Origin of the sequence: Streptococcus sp. TATVAM-FAB8 (genome assembly GCF_046592795.1) — a bacterium.
In the GTDB taxonomy this organism is placed as follows: Bacteria; Bacillota; Bacilli; order Lactobacillales; family Streptococcaceae; genus Streptococcus; species Streptococcus ruminicola.
On the sequence record NZ_JAWVPQ010000013.1, the window covers coordinates 12,326 to 35,189 of the forward strand.

Annotated in this window: 24 protein-coding genes; all 24 read right to left on the reverse strand. The window is 38.7% G+C overall.

What is annotated here, in order from left to right; translation table 11 throughout:
• Window positions 1–63 precede the first annotated feature (63 nt).
• The gene (rplB, locus tag SFC32_RS07250) at window positions 64–897 is read right to left on the reverse strand and encodes a 50S ribosomal protein L2 (protein ID WP_039696045.1); all 834 of its coding nucleotides are present in this window, start codon (window positions 895–897) and stop codon (window positions 64–66) included.
• Window positions 898–914: 17 nt separating this feature from the next.
• Window positions 915–1,211, reverse strand: coding sequence for a 50S ribosomal protein L23 (locus tag SFC32_RS07255; protein ID WP_003062842.1), 297 nt, complete (start codon window positions 1,209–1,211; stop codon window positions 915–917).
• Entirely contained in the window at window positions 1,211–1,834 is a 624-nt protein-coding gene (gene rplD, locus SFC32_RS07260) for a 50S ribosomal protein L4 (protein ID WP_003067225.1), read from the reverse strand. Before rplD ends, SFC32_RS07255 begins: the two co-directional genes overlap by 1 nt.
• Before the next feature lie 23 nt (window positions 1,835–1,857).
• On the reverse strand, window positions 1,858–2,484 hold the full coding sequence (rplC, locus tag SFC32_RS07265) for a 50S ribosomal protein L3 (RefSeq protein WP_003067226.1): 627 nt from the start codon (window positions 2,482–2,484) through the stop codon (window positions 1,858–1,860).
• Window positions 2,485–2,593: 109 nt separating this feature from the next.
• Window positions 2,594–2,902 (reverse strand): 30S ribosomal protein S10, encoded by a 309-nt coding sequence (rpsJ, locus tag SFC32_RS07270; RefSeq protein WP_006531319.1) that lies wholly within the window; start codon window positions 2,900–2,902, stop codon window positions 2,594–2,596.
• A 272-nt stretch (window positions 2,903–3,174) separates the two neighbouring features.
• Entirely contained in the window at window positions 3,175–4,473 is a 1,299-nt protein-coding gene (locus SFC32_RS07275; protein WP_411049798.1) for an MATE family efflux transporter, read from the reverse strand.
• 85 nt (window positions 4,474–4,558) lie between these two features.
• On the reverse strand, window positions 4,559–6,043 hold the full coding sequence (thrC, locus tag SFC32_RS07280; protein WP_074565277.1) for a threonine synthase: 1,485 nt from the start codon (window positions 6,041–6,043) through the stop codon (window positions 4,559–4,561).
• A 451-nt stretch (window positions 6,044–6,494) separates the two neighbouring features.
• The gene (locus tag SFC32_RS07285; RefSeq protein ID WP_411049799.1) at window positions 6,495–8,288 is read right to left on the reverse strand and encodes an acyltransferase family protein; all 1,794 of its coding nucleotides are present in this window, start codon (window positions 8,286–8,288) and stop codon (window positions 6,495–6,497) included.
• Window positions 8,285–8,665 carry an MORN repeat-containing protein gene (locus tag SFC32_RS07290; protein ID WP_039696049.1) on the reverse strand — a complete coding sequence of 127 codons (381 nt, stop codon included), beginning with the start codon at window positions 8,663–8,665 and terminating at the stop codon, window positions 8,285–8,287. The genes SFC32_RS07285 and SFC32_RS07290 overlap by 4 nt, the downstream gene beginning before the upstream one ends.
• Before the next feature lie 17 nt (window positions 8,666–8,682).
• The gene (locus SFC32_RS07295; protein ID WP_411049800.1) at window positions 8,683–9,114 is read right to left on the reverse strand and encodes a low molecular weight protein-tyrosine-phosphatase; all 432 of its coding nucleotides are present in this window, start codon (window positions 9,112–9,114) and stop codon (window positions 8,683–8,685) included.
• A 239-nt stretch (window positions 9,115–9,353) separates the two neighbouring features.
• Window positions 9,354–9,884, reverse strand: coding sequence for a DUF7010 family protein (locus SFC32_RS07300; protein ID WP_074965577.1), 531 nt, complete (start codon window positions 9,882–9,884; stop codon window positions 9,354–9,356).
• 172 nt (window positions 9,885–10,056) lie between these two features.
• Complete coding sequence (gene ruvB / locus SFC32_RS07305) at window positions 10,057–11,055, reverse strand: Holliday junction branch migration DNA helicase RuvB (protein ID WP_074565269.1); 999 nt, start codon at window positions 11,053–11,055, stop codon at window positions 10,057–10,059.
• Window positions 11,056–11,256: 201 nt separating this feature from the next.
• Window positions 11,257–12,165 (reverse strand): helix-turn-helix domain-containing protein, encoded by a 909-nt coding sequence (locus SFC32_RS07310; RefSeq protein ID WP_074565267.1) that lies wholly within the window; start codon window positions 12,163–12,165, stop codon window positions 11,257–11,259.
• A gap of 157 nt (window positions 12,166–12,322) precedes the next feature.
• Window positions 12,323–13,621 (reverse strand): adenylosuccinate lyase, encoded by a 1,299-nt coding sequence (gene purB / locus SFC32_RS07315; RefSeq protein WP_006531307.1) that lies wholly within the window; start codon window positions 13,619–13,621, stop codon window positions 12,323–12,325.
• A gap of 92 nt (window positions 13,622–13,713) precedes the next feature.
• Entirely contained in the window at window positions 13,714–13,938 is a 225-nt protein-coding gene (locus tag SFC32_RS07320) for a phosphoribosylaminoimidazole carboxylase (protein WP_258255360.1), read from the reverse strand.
• A 21-nt stretch (window positions 13,939–13,959) separates the two neighbouring features.
• The gene (gene purK, locus SFC32_RS07325; protein WP_411049801.1) at window positions 13,960–15,051 is read right to left on the reverse strand and encodes a 5-(carboxyamino)imidazole ribonucleotide synthase; all 1,092 of its coding nucleotides are present in this window, start codon (window positions 15,049–15,051) and stop codon (window positions 13,960–13,962) included.
• Entirely contained in the window at window positions 15,038–15,526 is a 489-nt protein-coding gene (gene purE / locus SFC32_RS07330; RefSeq protein WP_074603837.1) for a 5-(carboxyamino)imidazole ribonucleotide mutase, read from the reverse strand. The genes purK and purE overlap by 14 nt, the downstream gene beginning before the upstream one ends.
• Window positions 15,526–15,975, reverse strand: coding sequence for a DUF523 domain-containing protein (locus SFC32_RS07335; protein WP_411049802.1), 450 nt, complete (start codon window positions 15,973–15,975; stop codon window positions 15,526–15,528). Before SFC32_RS07335 ends, purE begins: the two co-directional genes overlap by 1 nt.
• Window positions 15,965–17,227 carry a phosphoribosylamine--glycine ligase gene (purD, locus tag SFC32_RS07340; RefSeq protein ID WP_411049803.1) on the reverse strand — a complete coding sequence of 421 codons (1,263 nt, stop codon included), beginning with the start codon at window positions 17,225–17,227 and terminating at the stop codon, window positions 15,965–15,967. Before purD ends, SFC32_RS07335 begins: the two co-directional genes overlap by 11 nt.
• Before the next feature lie 362 nt (window positions 17,228–17,589).
• Window positions 17,590–19,137 (reverse strand): bifunctional phosphoribosylaminoimidazolecarboxamide formyltransferase/IMP cyclohydrolase, encoded by a 1,548-nt coding sequence (gene purH, locus SFC32_RS07345; protein WP_411049804.1) that lies wholly within the window; start codon window positions 19,135–19,137, stop codon window positions 17,590–17,592.
• 70 nt (window positions 19,138–19,207) lie between these two features.
• A complete protein-coding gene (purN, locus tag SFC32_RS07350) occupies window positions 19,208–19,759 on the reverse strand; it encodes a phosphoribosylglycinamide formyltransferase (protein WP_074965590.1) in 552 nt (183 codons plus the stop codon).
• Window positions 19,759–20,778: a phosphoribosylformylglycinamidine cyclo-ligase gene (purM, locus tag SFC32_RS07355; RefSeq protein ID WP_074639791.1), complete on the reverse strand. Its 1,020-nt coding sequence runs from the start codon at window positions 20,776–20,778 to the stop codon at window positions 19,759–19,761. The genes purN and purM overlap by 1 nt, the downstream gene beginning before the upstream one ends.
• 80 nt (window positions 20,779–20,858) lie before the next feature.
• Entirely contained in the window at window positions 20,859–21,269 is a 411-nt protein-coding gene (locus tag SFC32_RS07360; protein WP_411049805.1) for a hypothetical protein, read from the reverse strand.
• A gap of 48 nt (window positions 21,270–21,317) precedes the next feature.
• Window positions 21,318–22,781 carry an amidophosphoribosyltransferase gene (purF, locus tag SFC32_RS07365; RefSeq protein WP_411049806.1) on the reverse strand — a complete coding sequence of 488 codons (1,464 nt, stop codon included), beginning with the start codon at window positions 22,779–22,781 and terminating at the stop codon, window positions 21,318–21,320.
• Between the last annotated feature and the right edge of the window lie 83 nt (window positions 22,782–22,864).

Sequence of the window (22,864 nt, forward strand, 5' to 3'; positions counted from 1 at the left end):
CTGTGTGCATAAATGCACACTACCGAGCTGGCGGATGATTAATAAGCTTAAGCGACTAATAAATTATTTGTCGTTACGACGACGAATAATAAGTTTGTCTGATTGAGCTTTTTTGTTACGAGTTTTAAGACCAAGCGCAGGTTTACCCCAAGGAGTAGATGGCGCTTTACGTCCAACTGGTGCTTTACCTTCACCACCACCGTGTGGGTGATCATTAGGGTTCATTACAGAACCACGAACTGTAGGACGGACACCCATCCAACGGCTGCGACCAGCTTTACCAAGGTTAACAAGGACTTGTTGTTCGTTACCAACTGTACCGATTGTAGCACGGCAAGTTCCAAGAATCATACGAACTTCGCCTGATTGAAGACGAACAAGAACGTATTTACCTTCTTGACCAAGAACTTGTGCAGATGCACCAGCAGCACGGATCAATTCAGCACCTTTACCTGGTTGAAGTTCGATGTTGTGAATAACTGTACCAACAGGGATGTTAGCAAGTGGAAGTGCGTTACCAACTTTGATATCTGCATCTGGACCTGAAACGATACGTTGACCAACTTCAAGACCTTTAGGTGCAAGGATGTAAGCTTTCACACCATCAGTGTAGTGTACAAGAGCGATGTTTGCTGTACGGTTTGGATCGTACTCGATAGTTTTAACAACTGCTTCAACGCCATCTTTGTTACGTTTGAAGTCGATCAAACGGTAGTGACGTTTGTGACCGCCACCTTGGTGACGAACAGTGATGCGACCGTTGTTGTTACGACCAGCTTTGTTTTTAAGTGAAACAAGCAATGATTTCTCAGGAGTGCTTGTAGTGATTTCAGCAAAATCCAAAGAAGTCATATTACGACGACCATTTGTCGTTGGTTTATAAGCTTTAATACCCACGTTATTTCCTCCTTAGATTATTCAGCTTCAGCTGCAAACAACTCGATTGCTTTAGAATCAGCTGTAAGAGTGATGATAGCTTTTTTAGTTTTTGAAGTGAAACCAGTGTAACGACCAACACGTTTAGCTTTTGGTTTAACTGTTACAGTGTTCACGTTTGCAACTTTAACTCCATCAAAAGCAGCTTCAACAGCTTGTTTGATCAAAAGTTTGTGCGCACGAGAGTCAACTTCAAATGTATATTTACCTGCTTCGAGGTCGTACATTGATTTTTCAGTGATAACTGGTTTTTTGATTACGTCGTACAAATTCATTATGCAAGAACCTCCTCGATTGTAGAGATTGCTTCTTTAGTAACAAGAAGTTTGTCGCTGTTTACGATATCAAGAACACTTGCAGTTGTTGCAGTTGCAACTTTAACGTTTGGAAGGTTACGTGCAGAAAGTGCTGCAAATTCATTACCTTCTTCAAGGATTACAAGTACTTTTGAGTCAACGTTAAGAGCTGAAAGTACGTTTGCGAATTCAGCAGTTTTTGGAGCTGCAAATGAAAGGCTTTCTACAGCTACAAATTTTTCTTCAGCAACTTTAGCTGAGTAAACTGATTTCAATGCAAGGCGACGAACTTTTTGTGGAAGTTTGTATCCGTATGAACGTGGAGTTGGTCCGAAGACTACACCACCACCACGCCATTGTGGTGAGCGGATAGAACCTTGACGAGCGCGTCCAGTTCCTTTTTGACGCCATGGTTTACGACCACCACCAGATACTGCTGAGCGGTTTTTAACTGCGTGAGTACCTTGGCGAAGGCTAGCGCGTTGGCTGATAACAACATCAAACACTACTGATTCGTTTGGTTCGATACCGAAGATAGCGTCGTTCAATTCAACTGAGCTAACTTCTTTACCAGTTTGGTCAAATAGTTTTACGTTTGCCATTTTAACTGTTTTCTCCTTTCTTATTATTTAGCAGCCTTAACTGCTGATTTGATAGTGATAAGAGATTTCTTAGCACCTGGTACGTTACCTTTGATAAGGATAACGTTTTTCTCTGGGATAACTTGGACAACTTCAAGGTTTTGGATTGTCACACGGTTACCACCCATACGTCCTGCCAAGTGTTTGTTTTTGAAAACACGGTTAGGCGCAACAGGTCCCATAGAACCTGGACGACGGTGATAACGAGAACCGTGAGCCATTGGTCCACGAGCTTGACCATGGCGTTTGATAACACCTTGGAAACCTTTACCTTTAGATGTACCAGTTACATCAACAACATCTCCAGCTTCGAATGTATCAACTGTGATTTCTTGACCAACTTCCAAGCCTTCAATGTTTTTGAATTCACGAATGAAGCGCTTAGGAGCTGTGTTAGCTTTTGCTACATGGCCTTTGGCAGGTTTGTTGCTCAATACTTCACGTTTGTCGTCAAAACCAACTTGAACAGCTTCATAACCGTCTGTTTCAACAGTTTTCACTTGAAGCACAACGTTTGGAGTTGCTTCGATGACAGTAACAGGGATGAATTCACCAGATTCAGTGAAGATTTGAGTCATTCCCACTTTTTTCCCTAAGATTCCTTTTGTCATGAGAAAATATTTCCTTTACTTTATTTATTTAAAAAGTTTTTAATGAGCGTTTTTTATGCTCAAAAAAGTTTTTAACGAGCGTTTTTTGTGCTCAAGAATCAAATCCTTATTAAAGTTTGATTTCTACGTTAACACCACTTGGAAGATCCAATTTCATCAAAGCGTCAACTGTTTTTTGAGTTGGGTTGATGATATCGATCAAGCGTTTGTGAGTACGCATTTCAAATTGTTCGCGAGAATCTTTGTATTTGTGAGTCGCACGAATAATTGTGTACAAGCTACGTTCAGTTGGAAGTGGAACTGGTCCAGCTACTGAAGCACCTGTACGTGTTGCAGTTTCAACAATTTTTTCTGCCGCTGTGTCAAGTGTACGATGTTCGTATGCTTTCAAACGGATACGGATTTTTTTGTTTGCCATCTTTTTCTCCTTTTCGTCTATTTAAGATAATAGGCTAGCTCCTCAAGAAAACCAACACGTCTTTGCGTGGCAATGCAACCGAGCGTGTCGCAACCTCTTGTATCATAGCTAAAGTCACTGTATTAACAGCACCAGTATATAATATCAGATTTAACAGTGGTTTGCAAGGATTTTGCTCCCTTTTTTTCGATTTTTTAGAAGAAAATGTTTTCAGCTTTTTCTATTATTTTTTACAATGAAAAAACCAGACTTTCATCTGGTTAAAAATCCTGTTATTTAATAGTAGATTCTTGAAAAGAATTCATATATTTCTTGTAAAGAATATATAGAAAAATCCAACGGAAAATATTATCTGCCACGGTCGCTAACCACACTCCAGTTAGACCTAAGTGCAGACTTACACCAAGTACGTAACCCGAAATAATTCGAATAACCCACATCCCAAATGTCGTTGCATAAAACGGGAGTTTTGCATTTCCTAACCCTTGCCAAGCTGCCGTAAATATCAAGGTTCCCGCTGTTGCCGGCCCACCAACGAACGAATAAAACAAAACAACAAGGCTAGCATCTAGAGCAGCTTGATTAGAGGTAAACAAGTGCGTTAAGTAACCTCCAGAAAAGTAAATCGTAGCTCCAACAAGAAGCATAAGAGCAACAGAAATTAGATAGGATTCCTTAATCAATTGCTTGATTTCTTGGATATTCTTCTGCCCGAGGCTATGCGCCACAAGGATTACTGTAGCCGTAGCCACCCCCATCCCTGGCATGTAATTAAATTGTGTCAACGTTTCTCCAATAGCGTTACCAGCTACCACTTCCGTTCCAAACTTAACGATAATTGCCACAATAACCACATCACCTGCGCGCATCATTAAGCGCTCACCAGCAGCTGGCAAAGCAATTTTAATTAAATCACTATCCAGTGTCCACCGGATGTTTTTGATAATCTTTTTAATCGGTAACTGACTGGCTAGCAACAGCGTTCCAACCAAGCGTGCCAGAACTGTTGAACAAGCCACACCAACAATCCCCCAATGCAGAATAAATACCGCTACAGCTGATAAACCTGCATTTAAAACATTAGTCAGCAAACTGATATACATTGGTAGTTGTGGTTTTCCCAAAGCCCGTAAAAAAGCACTCAAGGTCGTCATCAGCCCTAAACTAATAATCAAACCACCAACAATCGAAAGATAAAGACCGCCAGCTTGCGTGACTGCCGCATCTGTCCCAAGCCAAGTTAGAATCGTTTTCCCTAAGCCAAGAGAAACGAGACCAAGAACTAAACTCAACCCAAGAGTAATCAATAAAGACTCAGATTGATAGTGAAGTGATTTTTGAGCATTCTTTTCCCCAAGACTTTTGGCAACTAGACTTGAGACCGCCGCACCAAGAGCAATGAAAATCGCTTGATAAATGGTAATAATATTATTAGCTACAGAGACCCCAGAGACAGCAATTAAACCAACTTGTGCAACAAGATAGTTATCTACTACCCCCATAAGCATCTGCAAAAGATTTTCCATCATGGCCGGAAAAGCCAATCGAATAATTTTCTTTGTTTGTTTCATGATTCTATCGTAACAAAAAGAAAAGCCGAGAACCAGCCTCAGCTCTTACTTTATAATTTTTAAAGTCCTAAATAATCTTCAACAGCTAAAGTCCTAAATAATCTTCAACAGCTTTTTGCATGTCACTTGTAGCAACAACTGTTTTGTGGCGAACCTCAGCTGTCTCAAGTCCGTTGACAGCTTTTGGAATAGCGACACCTGACAATTTTTCAAGTTCTTTTACCGCAGCAAAGTCATCCGCTGGTGCTTGTCCACTAACAGCTTCTACGGCAACACGTGGGAATTTATAAGGACTTGCTGTAGACGCAATAACAGTTGGCGTATGATCACCAGTTCGTTCAACATATTTTTGATAAACAGCTGACGCAACAGCTGTATGTGGGTCTTCAACATAGTCACAAGCATCATAAACACGTTTGATTTCAGCTGATGTTTCAGCTTCCGTTGCAAAACCAGCTTCAAACATATCAAGAATAGCTTGGTTAGCACCTGAAAGAGTGTACTCTCCTTCAGATACAAGTTTTTCCATCAAGTCTTTTGTTTTAGCAGCATCGTTGCCCAAAAGGTGGAAAATCAAACGTTCCAAGTTAGATGATACCAAGATATCCATTGATGGACTTGTTGTCACCTTAAACTCACGTTTTTTATCATATGTACCCGTTGTGAAGAAATCAGTTAAAACTTTATTTTCATTTGAAGCACAGATTAATTTACCAACTGGAACACCAATTTGACTAGCGTAGTATGCTGCTAAGATATTACCAAAGTTACCTGTTGGTACTGTAAAGTTAACTTTTTCGCCTGCTTTAATATGACCTGCTTTAACCAATTGTGCATAAGCGTAGACATAGTAAACAACTTGTGGCACCAAGCGACCAACGTTCATTGAGTTAGCTGATGAGAATTGTGTCTTGTGCGCAAGCAATTTTTCACGTAAAGCCACGTCATTAAACATACGTTTAACATCTGTTTGAGCATCATCAAAGTTACCAGTAATAGCCACCACATGCGTGTTGTTACCAGTTTGTGTAGTCATTTGAAGTTCTTGAATTTTGCTGACACCATCTTTTGGATAAAAGACAATGATTTCAGTTCCTGGAACATCCGCAAAGCCAGCCATGGCAGCCTTACCAGTATCTCCTGATGTCGCTGTCAAAATCACAATTTTATTATCAACACCTTGTTTTTTAGCTGATGTTGTCAAAAGGTATGGCAAGATTGACAAAGCCATATCTTTAAAGGCAATCGTTGAACCATGGAAAAGCTCAAGGTTATATTGGTCTGCCAGTTTAACGACTGGAGCAATGGCAGGTGTGTCAAATTTTTCATCATAAGCTGAATTGATACAGTAATCTAATTCTTCTTCTGTAAAATCATCCAAAAACGCTGATAGAACCAGTTTAGCCACTTCTTGGTATGAAGCATCTTTTAAAGCATCAAAGTCCAAAGCCACTTCTGGAAGTGACGTTGGGGTGAAGAGTCCGCCGTCAGTTGCCAATCCTTGTAAAATAGCTTGGCTAGCAGTCACTTTGTTATTTTCGTCGCGAGTTGATTGGTAAATTAACGTCATCACAAATTCCTCATATTAATAGATAGTCTTGCACCCATTGTATCATAATTATCAGAAAATTTATACAAATTTGTGCAATTTATCAAAAAAAGAGTAAGGCAAAGCTATTTCATACCAAGTAACAGCTTCATCCCTTACTCTACAAACGCTCAATAACTATTTGAAAACTTTGACAACATCAGTTTTTTCTAAGTTTCCTTGTTTTTATAATTCGATTATTTTCCCCAACGTGAATCAACACCAGCAATAGAAATCCAGACGCTTGCTAAGACGTCATAGAACAATTCAGCCACCTTTTTCGCTCCCTTCTTCTCACGTTTTATGTCACATGTATTATAACGCTACAAACTATTGATGTAAAGGGGTTTTTGCAGATTTTTTGACGTCATATTTTCTAACATAAAATGGTAGTTTTACACACAAAAAAGCCAACCGAAGTTGACTTTTGATATTAACTATTAGATTCACCTTTGGCAGGTCTCTTAGCAGATTTATCAATTGCTTTTTGAATAGTTTTAACATAGAGGTCAGCACCTGTCGTATTAGCATCACTGTAGTGAACACCGTCAGTACCATTCCAAATTTCTGGATGACTCGTTGCTGTCTTGTACCAATCAGCAATAGTAATGTAATTATACGTTTTCGGTAAACTCAATTCATAATCACGCGCCTGCTTAACTTTCGCTTCGTCGCTAGCGTTATAAGGCGTCACAATAATCAAGCGATAGCCGTCTGGCAAAGCATCAATAAATTGTTGAATGTCTTCTTGGTAATGATCGAGTGAATTCACACCAATCGCAAGCACTGTTGTCTTAGAAAGTGTTCCGCTCGAAATCTCATTTTGGAAAATTTCAAACGCATTATCAAAACTACGACTTACCGCTGCATCTAATTGAGCATTAGGAAGCAACCTTGAGAACGCAGCACTTGATCGTAGTGCAACAGAATCTCCAATCACAGTTACATCGCTTAAAGCTCCCGCATCACCAGCTGTCACAGTATGCGTACGATTCAAATTCGTTTGAGCTTGTTGTAGTGAGTTAACCAAGAGTCCTGTTTCAAAATTCCCCATAGCTGGTGCTGTAGCAACAGTTATCAAAGTTATCAAAACTAAAACTGCTGAACTACCATATAGCCATTTCTTGTAAGGAGATAAATCCAAAGAGATACCAAATGGTTTAACTGGCTTACCAGCAAGAAATGGTTCAATCACATAATAAGACAAGGTTGAAAATACTAGAGATAGAATAACTGTCAACACAACAGCCAGTCCATTTGACATCAACTGTGTAAAGATAATGTAAAATGGCCAGTGGAAAAGATAGACACCATAACTAACATCAGCTAGATAGTTGATAATAGCAGGTTCTTTTGAATTTGGCGTTTGGTCATTTAGGACACGCGCCGCATAAATCATTACCGTAGCAAATAAACTTGCTAAAACAAATCCAAATAAATAAGTGATGCGTTGGTCAAATTTCAAAGTAAACATCAATAAAACTAAGAGAACTGCGCTCACTAGCATTGTGACGATACTACGTTTTGTAGACCACAGGCGAACATTCTTTTTAAAACGAATAGTTGTTTCTCTGATACCAGTCATCGTTGCCGCCATAGCCCCTAAGAAGAATGGGAAACTATGCGTCAAAGATGAAAAGTAAATCGTTGAAACATTATCAACGAAGAAAGCTCGGACAAACATCGTTAGGAAACTTCCAGCAAAAAAGGCTGCCGAAATCGCAAAAATCAAACTACGGAATTTTGCCAGATTATCCTGATGTCTTCCCAATAACCAAACTATGAATCCCCAGATTAAATAGAAATGCATCTCAATTGCCAAACTCCACGTGTGAACAAAGAGATGTGGGATAAATTGCGTTTCGTAATTACCACCCGTGATAATTTCAAAGAAATTTGTTGTAAAACCAATTGACGCAGCAACTTGACTACCAATACTTGCCACATAGTCTCTGCGAACCAAGTAAGTAAATGGCATGACAATCAAAATCATCAAAATTAACGGTGGAACAATCCGATAAAAACGTCTTTTATAAAAACCTAAAAGATCGATTTTCTTATTTCTCGAATACTCATCAATCAGCAAAGCTGTAATCAAATACCCTGAGAAAGTAAAGAAAATGTCAACACCAATAAAACCACCTGGAAAGGCCGTTTTAAAGAAATGATAGAGCAGAACTAGGAAAAGCCCAGTCACCCTAACCATTGAAAACCATTTTATTCTCATTTTTGAAAAATCCCCTGTTTAAAGGTTCCTGTATATACCTTACCATTTTGTGCTGTTAGAGTACCTTCACCATCTGGTTGACCATTTTTAAATTCACCTTTATAAATCCAACCAGAATGTGAAGTAAAGACGCCCTGACCTTCAAACACACCATCATTAAAATTACCTTCATAGCGATCACCATTTTCATAAGTCAACTTACCTTGACCATTCATACGGTGATTGACCACATAGCCTGTGTATGTGATTTTACCATTGTCATACGTTAAGGTTGTCTTTGATTTCACCGATAAAGTAAAGACCGACAAACCACAAATGATAAGAATTAAAACCGTCAGAAGCTCAAGGCGTCCTCTGGTTATTTTGATTTTTTTCATTTTCACTCAACTTCTCTTTAAGAATTTCTTAGTCGCGCTAGCCATTGCTCACAGCCACGCTTAACCAACTTATAGGTAGCATCAAAATCACCTGTAAACCATGGATCTGGTACACCGCCATCTACAAAAAGAAAGATTTTTTCATCAAAGCGTCCTCGTGACATTTCTTTTAAATCTGCCACGTTATTCCTATCCATCCCAATGATGACATCAAAATCTCGAAAATCTTGATAAGAAATCTGTTGTGATGATTTTTGATAATCATAAGCAATATGATGCTTTTTAAAAATACCTTGTGTCCCGTGATGAATAGGATTGCCATGTTCCCAGTTAGAAGTCGCACGACTTTCAATTAATAGATTTTCACTAGAAACTAAATCCTTCATCACAAATTCAGCCATCGGACTACGACAGATATTTCCTAAGCAAACAAAACAAACTTTTTTCATGTTCTCTCCTACGTAGTCAGTAACTGATTGTTTAAAACTTCTTTTATCATTATAACAAAAAAAGAAGTCTTATCACATGCAAATTCCTTTATCTGCTGACTTTAAGAAAAAATTAAGGCAGGCTTCCTATAATATAGACAATCCTAAAACTTTTCTTTTTCATAATCTCCTGAGAGGGCTCCGCTTGCGGGGCCCTCTCGTTTTTTATAAAAAGTTCTTAGACAACTAAGAACCTTTAATTATTTATTCGCATTTAGCTCAACTTGTAGTAGCATGGCAAAAACAATCTCCAAAAATACCATCACTAAACTAAGACATGTCATGCTCGCCATGTGACCTAAGACAAGTGCAAGTATCGGAATCAAAATAGCAAAAACAAAATATGTTCTTGATTTATATAGCCATGAATAGGGTAAAAGATGCGCTCCAAAAACCATTGTATAAACCATAAGCATTTTTTCAGGTACCGCACTAAAGACCCACATAACAATCAATAAATAAATCAATTGGTTGCAAGTAAATAAGAAGCCTAAATTCGTTAAAGGATTTTCTTTGGAGAAGATATCAACATTCAGCCATTTCCCAACAAACCAAGAAAGTGGCAACAATGGACATGAACAACAAAAAATCAAAAGATTTTGAAAAGGAAGTGATACCTTCATCATAGTTACCAAGGTTATTAAAACCCAGATAATGATGGACGCAACAATAAAAGGTTGCCCTTTTCTCTGACTAACAATCATATCTTTTCGTAAAACTTCTAAATCCATAATCTTGCTCCTATAAGCACTTTTTCTCAATTATACCACACTCCATAGCCATTTATAAAACAAAGAAAGAACCTTGGAAAACCAAGGCTCTTTCCGGAGATTATGAAAAAGAAAAGTTTTAGGATGGTTATAGTATATAAAGACTTGCTTAAACTTTCCTTAAGATAATATTTTATTTTTCGGCATAAGGATATCCCAAATGGTCATAAGCTTTAGCAGTGGCTACACGACCTGTACGTGTACGCATAATAAAGCCTTTTTGAATCAAATAAGGTTCATACATATCCTCAACCGTATCACGTTCTTCAGCGATATTAACAGAAAGAGTTCCCAAACCAACAGGACCACCATTGTAAACTTCAATCATGGTACGCAAGATTTTTTGGTCAATATAATCAAGCCCCTCATGATCGACATCCAGCATCGTTAAAGCTTTATCTGTAATATCTTTTGTAATAATACCATCGCCCATAATTTGAGCATAGTCGCGAACACGTTTTAACAAACGGTTAGCAATACGCGGTGTGCCTCGGCTACGTCGCGCCAATTCTTGTGCAGCTTCATGCACGATTTCCATTTCAAAAATATCAGCTGTGCGTTCAACAATTTCTGTCAAATCGTCAACCGCATAATATTCCATATGCCCCGTAATTCCAAAACGCGCACGCAATGGATTCGAAAGCATCCCTGCTCGAGTTGTTGCTCCAATTAGCGTAAAAGGTGGCAAATCCAAATGAACACTACGACTAGTCTCACCATTACCAATCATAATATCAATATAGAAATCTTCCATAGCGCTATAAAGCACTTCTTCTACCGCCATCGGCATACGATGAATTTCATCGATAAACAAAACATCCCCAGGTTCCAAATCATTCAAAATAGCAACCAAATCGCCAGCTTTTTCAATAGCTGGACCTGAAGTTTGTTTGAGATTCACCCCTAATTCGTTAGCAATCACAAATGCCATTGTCGTCTTACCAAGACCCGGAGGGCCAAACAATAGCACATGGTCAAGTGATTCATCGCGTAATTTTGCAGCTTCAATAAAAATTTTCAGCTGATTTTTAACCTTATCCTGTCCAATATATTCTTTTAAATATTGAGGACGAAGCGTACGTTCCACAAATTCTTCGTCACCCATGATATCATTATCTAAAATTCTACTCATAGCCTTATTATACCAAAACAAGAGCTGTCAGTGAATTGTTTTGATAATAGTCTATAATCCCCACCAACCTGTTAAGAATACTGTAATCCCTTTTAACATTCGCTTCTTCTCCCCTTTCTCTAATTTCTAATATTATTGTAAAAGGTTCGAAGAAAAAACAACATGACAAAAATGTCATGTTGTTTTTATTATCTACATAAACTACTCTACAGCATCGATATCAAGTTGCCATTCTTCTTTAAGTTTATTTTCTAAATAAGTATCACCAACCAATCGTGCAAATAATGTTGCATTCGTAAATGATTGTTCTGCCAAAGCAAAATCATGTTTAAATTTCAAATAATATTTCCACTCCACCAAACTTAAAATCGGACGGCGTTGAAAATCATGAATCTCTGTCATAATTTTTTCACTGATTACAATAACACGCTCAATATAATATTCTCGTTTAAATTGGAACGCTAAGTCGATATTATTTAACAATACATTATTTAAAATTAAATCGGTCTCAGGTGAAATATGCTTTTGATTCACCAATCTTTTCATCAAATCATCGTAAAAATCTAAACTATAAATTCCTTCAAATCTCTTAGCAGAAGAAAGACAAGCAAAGTAAAGATCAATCAAAATTAAGTCATTAATGGTAAAAACCTTCTTACGATTAACTTGACCAAAATAGTCATTTAAAATACCTTCTCCAAAATTGACATCTTCACTAAAATGAACATCGAATTTTGATTGTAAACAATCAATGATTAACCGTTCTTCTTCTGGAATAACATCATAAAATGATTCAGCAATCTCATCAAAATAGTCATTTTTTCGATCAAGTCGTACCTGGTCTCCATATGTAGGTGTTCGAAGAAGTAAATACTTCAACTCTTTATACCGCTTAGGTAGTTCTAAACTGTCACCATCAGTTAAGGTACCTAATTTTACTCCCAGACGATTGGCAATGAAGCTTGCTTTACTGAGATTGGGTATTGATTGATTCAACTCGATTCTGGCTAATTGTCTTACTGATAATTCTGTTTCATCTCCACAGAATTCTTCGCGTGAGATTCCCTTTTCCTCCCGCATCAAGCGGATCTTCTCCCCAAATTTTTCCACTTCAATCTCCTGTTTTATTAAAAAAATCTGCTTATTTCATATTTTAACATACCGCTTTCATTTGACAAACTATTTTCATTAAAAATAATAAATTTTCTAATGAAACATTTAATAAAAAATACCCAAGACTTTCGTCTCAGGCACTTTTTTGATTAAATTAATCTCCTAAACCGATGCGGTTAAAGATTTCATCAACACGTTTAGTGTAGTAAGATGGGTTAAACAATTCATCGATTTCGTCTTGAGTCAAACGTGAAGTGACTTCTTCATCAGCTTCAAGAAGTGGTTTGAAGTCAACTTGGTTATCCCAAGAGTAAGCTGTCTTAGGTTGAACAAGGTCGTAAGCTTGTTCACGTGTCATACCTTTTTCAATCAATTTAAGCATAACACGTTGGCTGAAGATAAGTCCAAAAGTAGAACCCATGTTGCGAATCATATTTTCTGGGAAAACAGTCAAGTTTTTAACAATGTTTCCGAAACGGTTAAGCATGTAGTCGATAAGGATTGTTGTATCAGGTGAAATGATACGTTCAGCAGATGAGTGTGAGATGTCACGTTCATGCCAAAGTGACACGTTTTCATAAGCTGTTACCATGTGACCGCGGATAACACGCGCAAGACCTGTCATATTTTCTGAACCGATTGGGTTACGTTTGTGAGGCATAGCTGAGCTACCTTTTTGGCCTTTAGCAAAGTATTCTTCAACTTCACGTTGTTCAGATTTTTGAAGACCACGGATTTCAGTTGCCATACGTTCGATTGATGTTGCGATGCTAGCAAGAACAGCGAAGTATTCTGCGTGAAGGTCACGTGGAAGTACTTGCGTTGAAATTTCTTGAGCACGGATACCAAGTTTTTCACATACGTATGCTTCAACAAATGGTGGGATGTTAGCGAAGTTACCAACAGCACCTGAAATTTTACCAGCTTCGACACCAGCAGCAGCATGTTCGAAACGTTCGATGTTACGTTTCATTTCGCTGTACCATGTTGCCAATTTCAAACCAAATGTAGTTGGTTCTGCGTGGACACCGTGAGTACGGCCCATCATGATAGTGAATTTATGTTCTTTAGCTTTGTTAGCAATGATTTCAAGGAAATTGTGCAAATCTTTGCGGATGATTTCGTTAGCTTGTTTGTAAAGGTAACCGTAAGCTGTATCAACAACGTCAGTTGATGTCAAACCATAGTGAACCCATTTACGTTCTTGGCCAAGACTTTCAGAAACAGCACGTGTGAAGGCAACAACGTCATGACGTGTTTGTTGTTCGATTTCTAAGATACGATCAACGTCAAAACTTGCGTTAGCACGGATTTTAGCCACATCTTCTTTAGGAATTTCTCCTAATTCAGCCCAAGCTTCGTCAGCCAAAATTTCAACTTCAAGCCAAGCTTTGTATTTGTTTTCTTCACTCCAAATTGCCGCCATCTCAGGGCGTGAATAACGATCGATCATGTTTAAGATATTAAGGGTGTTAAACAAAATTGGTTAACAACCCTATCTCCTTTCCTTTTTTAAGTTATATATCAATAAAATAACTAACGCATTTAATTAAAATCTTCCTTACCAATTTCAACAGATGGATAGTGAGGTAAGCTTGTCAAATCTGTATCAAGTGGTAAATCATAAGTAGCAAGGTAATCATTAGGGTACTTACTTTCCAGCTCTGTCATTTTTGCAGAAATTCTAGACTCATCAGAAGAAGCAAAAACCACTTCAACAATAGCCTTATTTTCGCAATTAACATAGGCATGAAGAATAATTTTTATCATAAGTACCTCCAAGTTAATCCCTTAAAAATCCATTCCTTCACCCATTTCCGCGATGGTATCAGGTTCACTACTAAACAAGGTAATGTGTCCCATTTTGCGGTTATGTTTCGCCTCTAGTTTACCATAAAGGTGGAGGTGAGCGCTAGGATTTTCCTTAACATAAGCTTGCGCTTTTTCCATATGTTGTCCGAGAACATTGAGCATTACAGCTGGTTGATGCAAGTGAATCTTAGGAAGTGGCAAGCCAAGAATTCCTAAAATATGTGTATCAAATTGTGAAAAATCACAAGCTTCGATTGAATAGTGCCCAGAGTTGTGTGGACGCGGTGCAATTTCGTTGACAATAATGTCATCTGATGTCGCGAACATCTCAACACAAAGTGTCCCAGACAATTCCAATTGTTCAGCAATTTGCATTGCCATAGCTTGTGCTTTTTTGGCAAGTTCATCAGAAATGCGAGCAGGTACGATAGTTTTTGACAAAATATTGTTACGATGGATATTTTCTTGAACTGGGAAAACAGTCATCTCCTTGCCATTACCTGACACAATCACTGAAATTTCAAGGTCAAAATTCACAAATTCTTCTAGCACACATTCACAAGAGTTGGCTAATTTATTTGCAGCTTCCAAATCATCGGCTGATTTAATGACGATTTGACCGTGGCCATCGTAACCACCAGTGGCTGTTTTCAAAACGTAATTTTTAGACAAATCAATATCTTCAAGATCAAGGCTTGATGTAATGACTTTGTACGGTGCTACTTTTACACCAGCTTTTTGAGATAAGAAATTTTTCTCAAAAATACGGTTTTGTGAAATTCTAAGAAGATTAGTTCCTTGTGGCAATTGATTATCTTTGACAACAGCATCCAAAGCATCCGCATCGACATTTTCAAACTCATAAGTAAGCACATCACAGCGCTCTGCCAATTCACGCATCGCGTCAACGTCATCGTAAGGTGCCACAATCATATCACTAACACGAGATGCTGGACAATCTTCCGTTGGATCAAGTGTAACCACCTTATGTCCCATATAGATAGCTGAGATAGCCATCATTTGACCTAGTTGACCACCACCGATAATACCAATTGTTTTAGTCGAGTTCATCAGTTGATGCCTCCGCAGCTTTGCCTTGTTCGATGGCAAATTTTTCTAGTTTTTCTGCCAAAGCAGCATCTTCAATTGCTAAAATACGAAGAGCTGTAAGAGCAGCATTTTTAGCTCCTGATTCACCAATCGCCATTGTTGCCACAGGGACACCACCAGGCATTTGAACGATTGAATAAAGAGAGTCAAGTCCGCTAAGGGCACGTGACTTCACAGGAACACCAATAACTGGAAGTGTTGTTTTTGCTGCAACCATACCAGGTAAATGCGCAGCACCACCAGCACCAGCAATAATCACCTTAATGCCGCGACCTCTTGCTTCTTCGGCATGTTTAAACATCAAATCTGGTGTACGGTGAGCTGAAACAACTTTCTTTTCATAAGCCACACCAAATTCATCAAGTACTTCTGCTGTTTTTTTCATGGTAGCCCAATCTGATTTGCTTCCCATGATAACTGAAATTAATGGTTTCATTATTTTCCTTCCAATTGTTTTATATCTTCAACATCAAGAACGTGATAGCCAAGTGATTTTAATTTTTGAGCAAAGAGCCCGCTTCCTGCCACTTTTCGACCAGAAAAGTTTCCATCATAAATTTGATTAACACCACAAGATGGACTACGTGATTGCAAAACTGCTAAATCAATGTCTTTTCCAATAATCTCACTTAGGCAACGCTCAACGCCTTTTTCAAAAAGGTCATCATAACAATTGCCAGAAACATCAATCACGTGACCCTCTCGCAATTCAACAGGTTCTCTGGGAGTTGACAAGCCCGCAAGAACTTCTGGGCAAATGGCTACCACTTCTTTGTCAGCAACATAATCAACCAGAGCTTGATTGTAATTATGACCACCGTTATACTTACACTTCTCACCCAAGAGACAAGCGCTGACTAAAACACATTTAGGTTTAACGTCCAAGAGCTTTACTTCCGATATCGTTACGATAGAAAAGACCTGTTGTATCTTGCTTAGCAAGCTTAGCATAAATAACATCTTGAGCAGATTTTACGTCAGCCTCTGTTGTGACTAGCATGTACACACGTCCGCCGTTTGAAAGCAATGCTTTATCATCAGCGAACTTAGCTCCTGCATAATAAGTGATAATGTCACCCGTAGTTTTTTCTGGAAGACGAACACCTTTTTCGTAGGCAACTGGGTAACCTTCTGAGGCAACTACCACACCCAAAGTAACGCCCTTGTCAGTCCAAGTGATTTCTGGCTCTTTACCGTCTAAAATATCAGTAATGTTTTGAGCAAAATCAGATGTCAAACGCGGCAAGATAACTTGAGTTTCAGGGTCACCAAAGCGTGAATTAAATTCGATAACTTTAGGACCATCAGCTGTTAAAATAAGTCCTGCATAAAGAACACCAAGGTATGGACGTCCTTCAGCAATCATCCCATTAAGAACAGGCTTAACGATTGTTTCAACAGCTGTATCAACAACACTTTGTGGCAAATGTGGTACCGGTGCGTAAGCTCCCATACCACCAGTATTAGGACCTTTATCACCATCAAAAGCACGTTTGTGGTCTTGCGCAGTTGGCATGATATAGAAGTTATCGCCATTGACAAAAGCAAATAATGAGAATTCTTCGCCATCAAGAAATTCTTCAATAACCACACGTGCACCAGAATCACCAAATTTATTATCAAGCAACATTTCATGTGCCGCTTCCACAGCTTGCTCAACTGTTTCAGCAACTACCACACCTTTACCTAATGCCAAACCGTCAGCTTTAACAACAATCGGTGCACCATGTTCTTCGATATAGCTCTTTGCTTGCTCAAAATCTGAGAAAGTGCTGTAAGCCGCTGTTGGAACATGATATTTAGCCATGATTGATTTAGCAAAGTCTTTAGACCATTCAAGCTCCGCAGCAGCTTTACTTGGACCGAAGGCTTTCAAACCTGCCGCATTAAAATCATCAACAATTCCTGCAGCCAAAGCATCATCAGGTCCGATAAATGCCCAAGCGATCTCATTTTCTTTTGCAAAATCAATAAGCTTAGAATGTTCGGAAATTCCGATATTTACTAAATCAAGTCCATCAAGTGTCATCCCATCATTTCCAGGTGCTACAAAAACCTGGCTCACTTGAGGAGATTCCAACAACTTCTTAGCAATAGCGTGCTCACGCCCGCCAGAGCCAACAACTAAAAGTTTCATAAGTAAAAATACCTCAATAGAAAACAATCACAGGAGCCTAGGCTCCAAAATCAACAAAGCACGTAAAAACAAAATATTTTCACGAATTATCTAGATATATTATAACATATTTGTTCGGAAATAGATGGAAATCCTGTGATAAGTTTAGAAAAAATACCATAAAAATAAAAAAATCCCAATCTAGATAGACTGGGACTTGGTTGGATTATGAAAAAAAGTTTATTTAGGAGTTATTGTTAGTATAGTAAGCCTTACTTAAGTGAGACTTAAGCATAACTTTCAAAAAGCTTAAAGTAAAAGCATCCTAGCCTTAGCCAAGATGCTTCATGAAATATTTATTAAAGGAAGTTTGCCTATTTATCTTAGTGGCGGAAGTGACGAACACCTGTAAATACCATGGTAATACCGTATTTATCAGCCATGTCGATAGATTCTTGGTCACGAACTGAACCACCAGGTTGGATGATAGCTTTCACACCTGCGGCAGCAATTTCTTCAACGTTGTCCGCAAATGGGAAGAAAGCATCACTAGCAAGGACAGCACCGTCAAGACGGTCTTTGGCTTGGTCAAGTGCGATACGAACAGAAGCTACACGGTTTGTTTGACCAGGACCAACACCAAGTGTCATGTGGTCATTTGTCACGATGATACCGTTAGATTTAACATATTTGATTGATTTCCAAGCAAATTCAAGCGCAGCTTTTTCTTGGTCAGTTGGTTGACGTTTTGTGACAACTTTCCAATCTGCTGGATTTTCTTCGATAACATCTTGGTTTTGAACCAAAAGTCCACCAACAACACCAGTGTATTCTTTTTCAACTTGACTAGCTCCTTGAGCGTCAAATGGCAATTGAAGAATACGCATGTTTTTCTTCTTAGTTGTCAAAATTTCAAGAGCTTCTTCTGAGTAACTTGGTGCAATGATGATTTCAAGGAAGATAGCATGCATCTTCTTAGCTGTTGCTGCATCAACTTCACGGTTAAGAACAATAATACCACCAAAGATAGATACTGGATCTGATTCATAAGCGTAATCCCAAGCAGTTTCAATATCGTCAGCTTGTCCAATACCACATGGATTCATGTGTTTAAGCGCAACAACAGTTGGGCGATCTTTGAAATCACGGATAATACGAATCGCAGCGTCAGCGTCACGAATATTGTTAAATGACAATTCTTTACCGTTTAATTGTTTTGCAGAAGCAATTGAATAATCTGTTGGCAAAGCTTTTTGGTAGAAATCAGCATCTTGTTGAGGGTTTTCACCATAACGCATTGGTTGTTTCAAATCGTAAGTGATTGTGAGTTTTTCAGGTTTTGTTTCACCAACTTGTTTTGTAAAGTATTCTGCAATCAAAGCATCATAAGCTGCTGTGTGACGGAAGACTTTAGCTGCCAAACGTTGACGAGTTTCAAAGCTTGTTTCGCCATTAGCTGACAATTCATCCAAAACAACTGCGTAATCAGCTGGGTCAACGACAACTGTAACACTAGCGTGGTTTTTAGCTGCAGAGCGAAGCATCGAAGGACCACCGATATCAATGTTTTCAACCGCATCAGCGTAAGTCACATCTGGTTTCAAGATTGTTTCTTTAAATGGGTAAAGGTTAACCACAACAAGGTCAATCAATTCGATGTGATTATCTTTTGCTGCTTGAAGGTGGCTGTCAAGGTCACGACGAGCCAAAAGACCACCGTGGATATTTGGGTGAAGTGTCTTCACACGACCATCCATCATTTCTGGGAAACCAGTCACATCATCAATCGCAATTGTATCAACACCTGCTTTATCAAGCGCAACTTTTGTTCCACCAGTTGAGATAATATCCCAACCAAGTTTTTTCAATTCTTGAGCAAATTCAACAATGCCCGCTTTGTCAGAAACACTAATTAGTGCACGTTTTGTCATTTTTTCTCCTTTAAAAAGATGTTACTGCTATTTTTAAATTTAAAGTCATCACAAAGCATAAGTTATGAGATTACTTTTTCTCAACTCCCAAGCTCTCTAAAACCTCAGGATAAAGCTTATACTCATTTTCATGAATGCGAGCTTCAAAACTTTCAATGGTATCACCTGCTAGACGAGGCACACGAACTTGTTTAATCACTGTCCCTGTATCGACACCACTGTCAACCCAATGAATGGTAACACCAGACTGGTCAACACCTGCTTCCCAAGCATCATCAATACCATGAGCGCCTGGAAATTCAGGAAGATAAGCTGGATGAATATTGATAATACGACCTTCGTAAGCTTTTAACAAAGTCGGTCCAACAATTTTCATATAACCAGCCAAACAAACCAAATCAATGTCATATTTTTCAAGCAAAGCTACAATTGCTTTTTCATAATCTACTTTACTATCAAACTCTTTAAGTTCAAAAGCATGAGCTGTCACACCGAGTTTTTCAGCACGTTCTAAGACATAAGCATCTCGGTGGTCTGAAAAGACAAACTCAACAGGAAATTGCTCAGCAATAACTTGAAAATTCGACCCGTTACCACTCGCAAATACTGCGATTTTTTTCATTATTTAATCACCACACTTGCATCTGCTTTTTTAACGATACGACCAAGTTCGTAAACTGGTTCGTCAAGTAATTCTTTAACGCGTTCAACTTTGTCAGGGCTAACTGCCATCATCAAACCAATACCCATGTTGAAGATTTCAAACATTTCTTCGTGTTTGATGTTGCCATATTTTTCAAGAGCTTTGAAAATTGGAAGAACTGGAATTTTATCTTCTTCGATTTCAGCAGCCAAGTCATCAGCGAACATACGTGGCACATTTTCGATGAATCCACCACCAGTGATGTGGGCAATACCATTAACCAATTCTTCTTTGATAAGCGGAAGCACTGCTTTAACATAAATACGGGTTGGTTCAAGAAGGACTTCTTTCAATTTTTTACCTTCAAGTTCTGGAAGAACTTCTTCACCTGAGTAATCAGCAAAAACTCGACGAACAAGTGAGTAACCATTTGAGTGGATACCGCTTGAAGCAAGTCCAAGAAGAACGTCACCATCAGAAACTTTTGAACCATCAATGATTTGTGATTTTTCAGCAACACCTACTGCAAAACCAGCCAAATCATAATCATCTTCGCCGTACATACCAGGCATTTCAGCCGTTTCACCACCGATAAGAGCTGCACCAGATTGGACACAACCTTCAGCAACACCAGCAACAACTTGTTCAAGTTTTGCAGGTTCATTTTTACCAGTTGCGATGTAATCTAAGAAGTAAAGTGGTTCTGCACCAGCAGCAATGATATCATTGACACACATCGCCACACAGTCTTGACCAATGGTATCGTGTTTGTCATATTTAATGGCAAGCATGAGTTTTGTTCCCACACCATCAGTTCCTGAAATCAAAACAGGTTCTTTAACGCCAGTTTTAGTAAGGTCAAACATACCACCAAAACCACCAAGAGCTCCCATAACACCTGCACGTTCAGTACGCGCAACGTGTTTTTTGATACGTGCAACAACTTCATAACCCGCTTCAACATCAACACCAGATTGAGCGTAAGCATTTTTTGTCATAATAATTTTCTCCTTTTGGGAAATAGCAGAGCTATTTAAACATTTTTCCAGATAAGTTTATTTGAATGCGTTAATATTTTCTACCTAATAGCTAAATATGCCAAAAATGGACTAATATAGATGGCTAGATAAATCAATGTAATCCATGGCTGATAATCAATATAAAACTCCTTAAAAGTCAACGACCATGGGTGTTTAATAATTACCCACCCAACAACATCGACAATTATAGTTAATGTTCCCCAGAGTAGTGATGTTAGAAACACTTCATACAGCGTAACTACTGGTAAAGTAAACAAATACATATAAGAAGCAATAGGGAAAATTAAAATATTATATAGTGGATGCCAAGGTTTAGTTGCTTCGTAACCTTCTCCCATACCTGGACCATCAGCCATCGATGACATTTTAAGAACAACAATATTAAAGACCGTATGTCCTACACCAAAGATAAAAGTCACTACAATATAAGCCAACCAGTACCATAGCATGGACAAACCAAATTCTTGCATTACATTGTTCCTTCCTCTAACCAAAAGCTATTTATTCTCATTAACTTCGTGAATATAGAAACTTGTTTTTTCTTCCAAGCTCTTGAGGTATGCTTCTTCATAATCATAGAGTGGTGTTGGGTACTTACCGTCAAAGTATGCCACACAAAGACCACCATTTGGAGCATCTGTATCAAGACCGATTGATTCAATCAAACCATCAATTGACAAGTAAGTTAGACTATCTGCACCGATAATTTCACAAACTTCATCTTTGGTATGATTAGCCGAAATCAATTCACGACGATTTTGAATGTCGATACCGTAGAAACATGGGTATTTCAACTCTGGACTACCAATAGCCACGTGAACTTCTGTCGCACCTGCTTCACGAAGAAGACGAACAATGCGACGTGAGGTTGTTCCACGTACGATAGAATCATCTACCATGACCACGCGCTTACCTTTAACAACACCTGAAACAGCTGAAAGTTTCATACGAACACCTTGCTCACGCAATTCTTGTGTCGGTTGAATGAAGGTACGTTGTGTGTATTGGTTTTTCACCAAGCCCATTTCATTAGGAAGACCTGATTCTTCAGCAAATCCCATGGCTGCTGAAAGCGATGAATTTGGCACACCAACAACGATATCAGCTTCATGATGAAACTCTTGTGCCAAACGTTTCCCCATATTTTTACGAGCTGTGTGAACATTGACACCGTAAATGTCACTATCAGGGCGGGCAAAGTAAATGTATTCCATTGAACAAATGGCAAGTTGAGTGTCATTTGTGTAAGAGTCATAGCGAATACCACTGTCATCGATAATCACCATTTCACCAGGTTTTACATCACGAATCCACTTAGCACCAATCACTTCAAAGGCACATGTTTCACTTGAAACTACCCAAGCGCCATTTTCCATTTGACCAATTGACAATGGACGAAAACCATTTGGATCAAGCGCAGCAATTAACTTATCTTTTGTCATCAACAGATAAGCAAAGCCACCTTTGACAGTGTTAAGGGCTTCTTTAACTTTCCCAAGGAACTCTGGATTGTGACTACGACGAATCAAATGCATCAAAATTTCAGTATCTGATGAGGCATTGAAAATCGCACCTTCATCTTCAAGTTCTTTCTTCAATGATACGGCATTTGTCAAATTACCATTGTGGCAAAGACCAAATTGTTCATCTGTAAAGTTGTAAAGGAAAGGTTGGATGTTATTAATAGAGGCTGAGCCAGCAGTCGCGTAACGAACGTGACCGATAGCTGCAGTCCCCGTCAATTTTTCCAAATCAGCAGGATTTTTAAACACATCTGAAAGGAGACCTGTATTGCGATGTTGAAGAAGTTTGCCGTTATCGTTAGTTACGATACCAGCACCTTCTTGACCGCGGTGTTGAAGACTGTGGAGTCCAAAATAAGTGACGTGAGCAGCTTGAGGATGTCCCCAAATCCCAAACACACCACACTCTTCATTAAGAGATTTAACTTCGTATGTCATTCTTTTTTATTACCTAAATTTACTCGTCAGAATTTTTCTCTGATAAGTTGACAAAAGGTACTCACGTACCCTGTCACTATCAA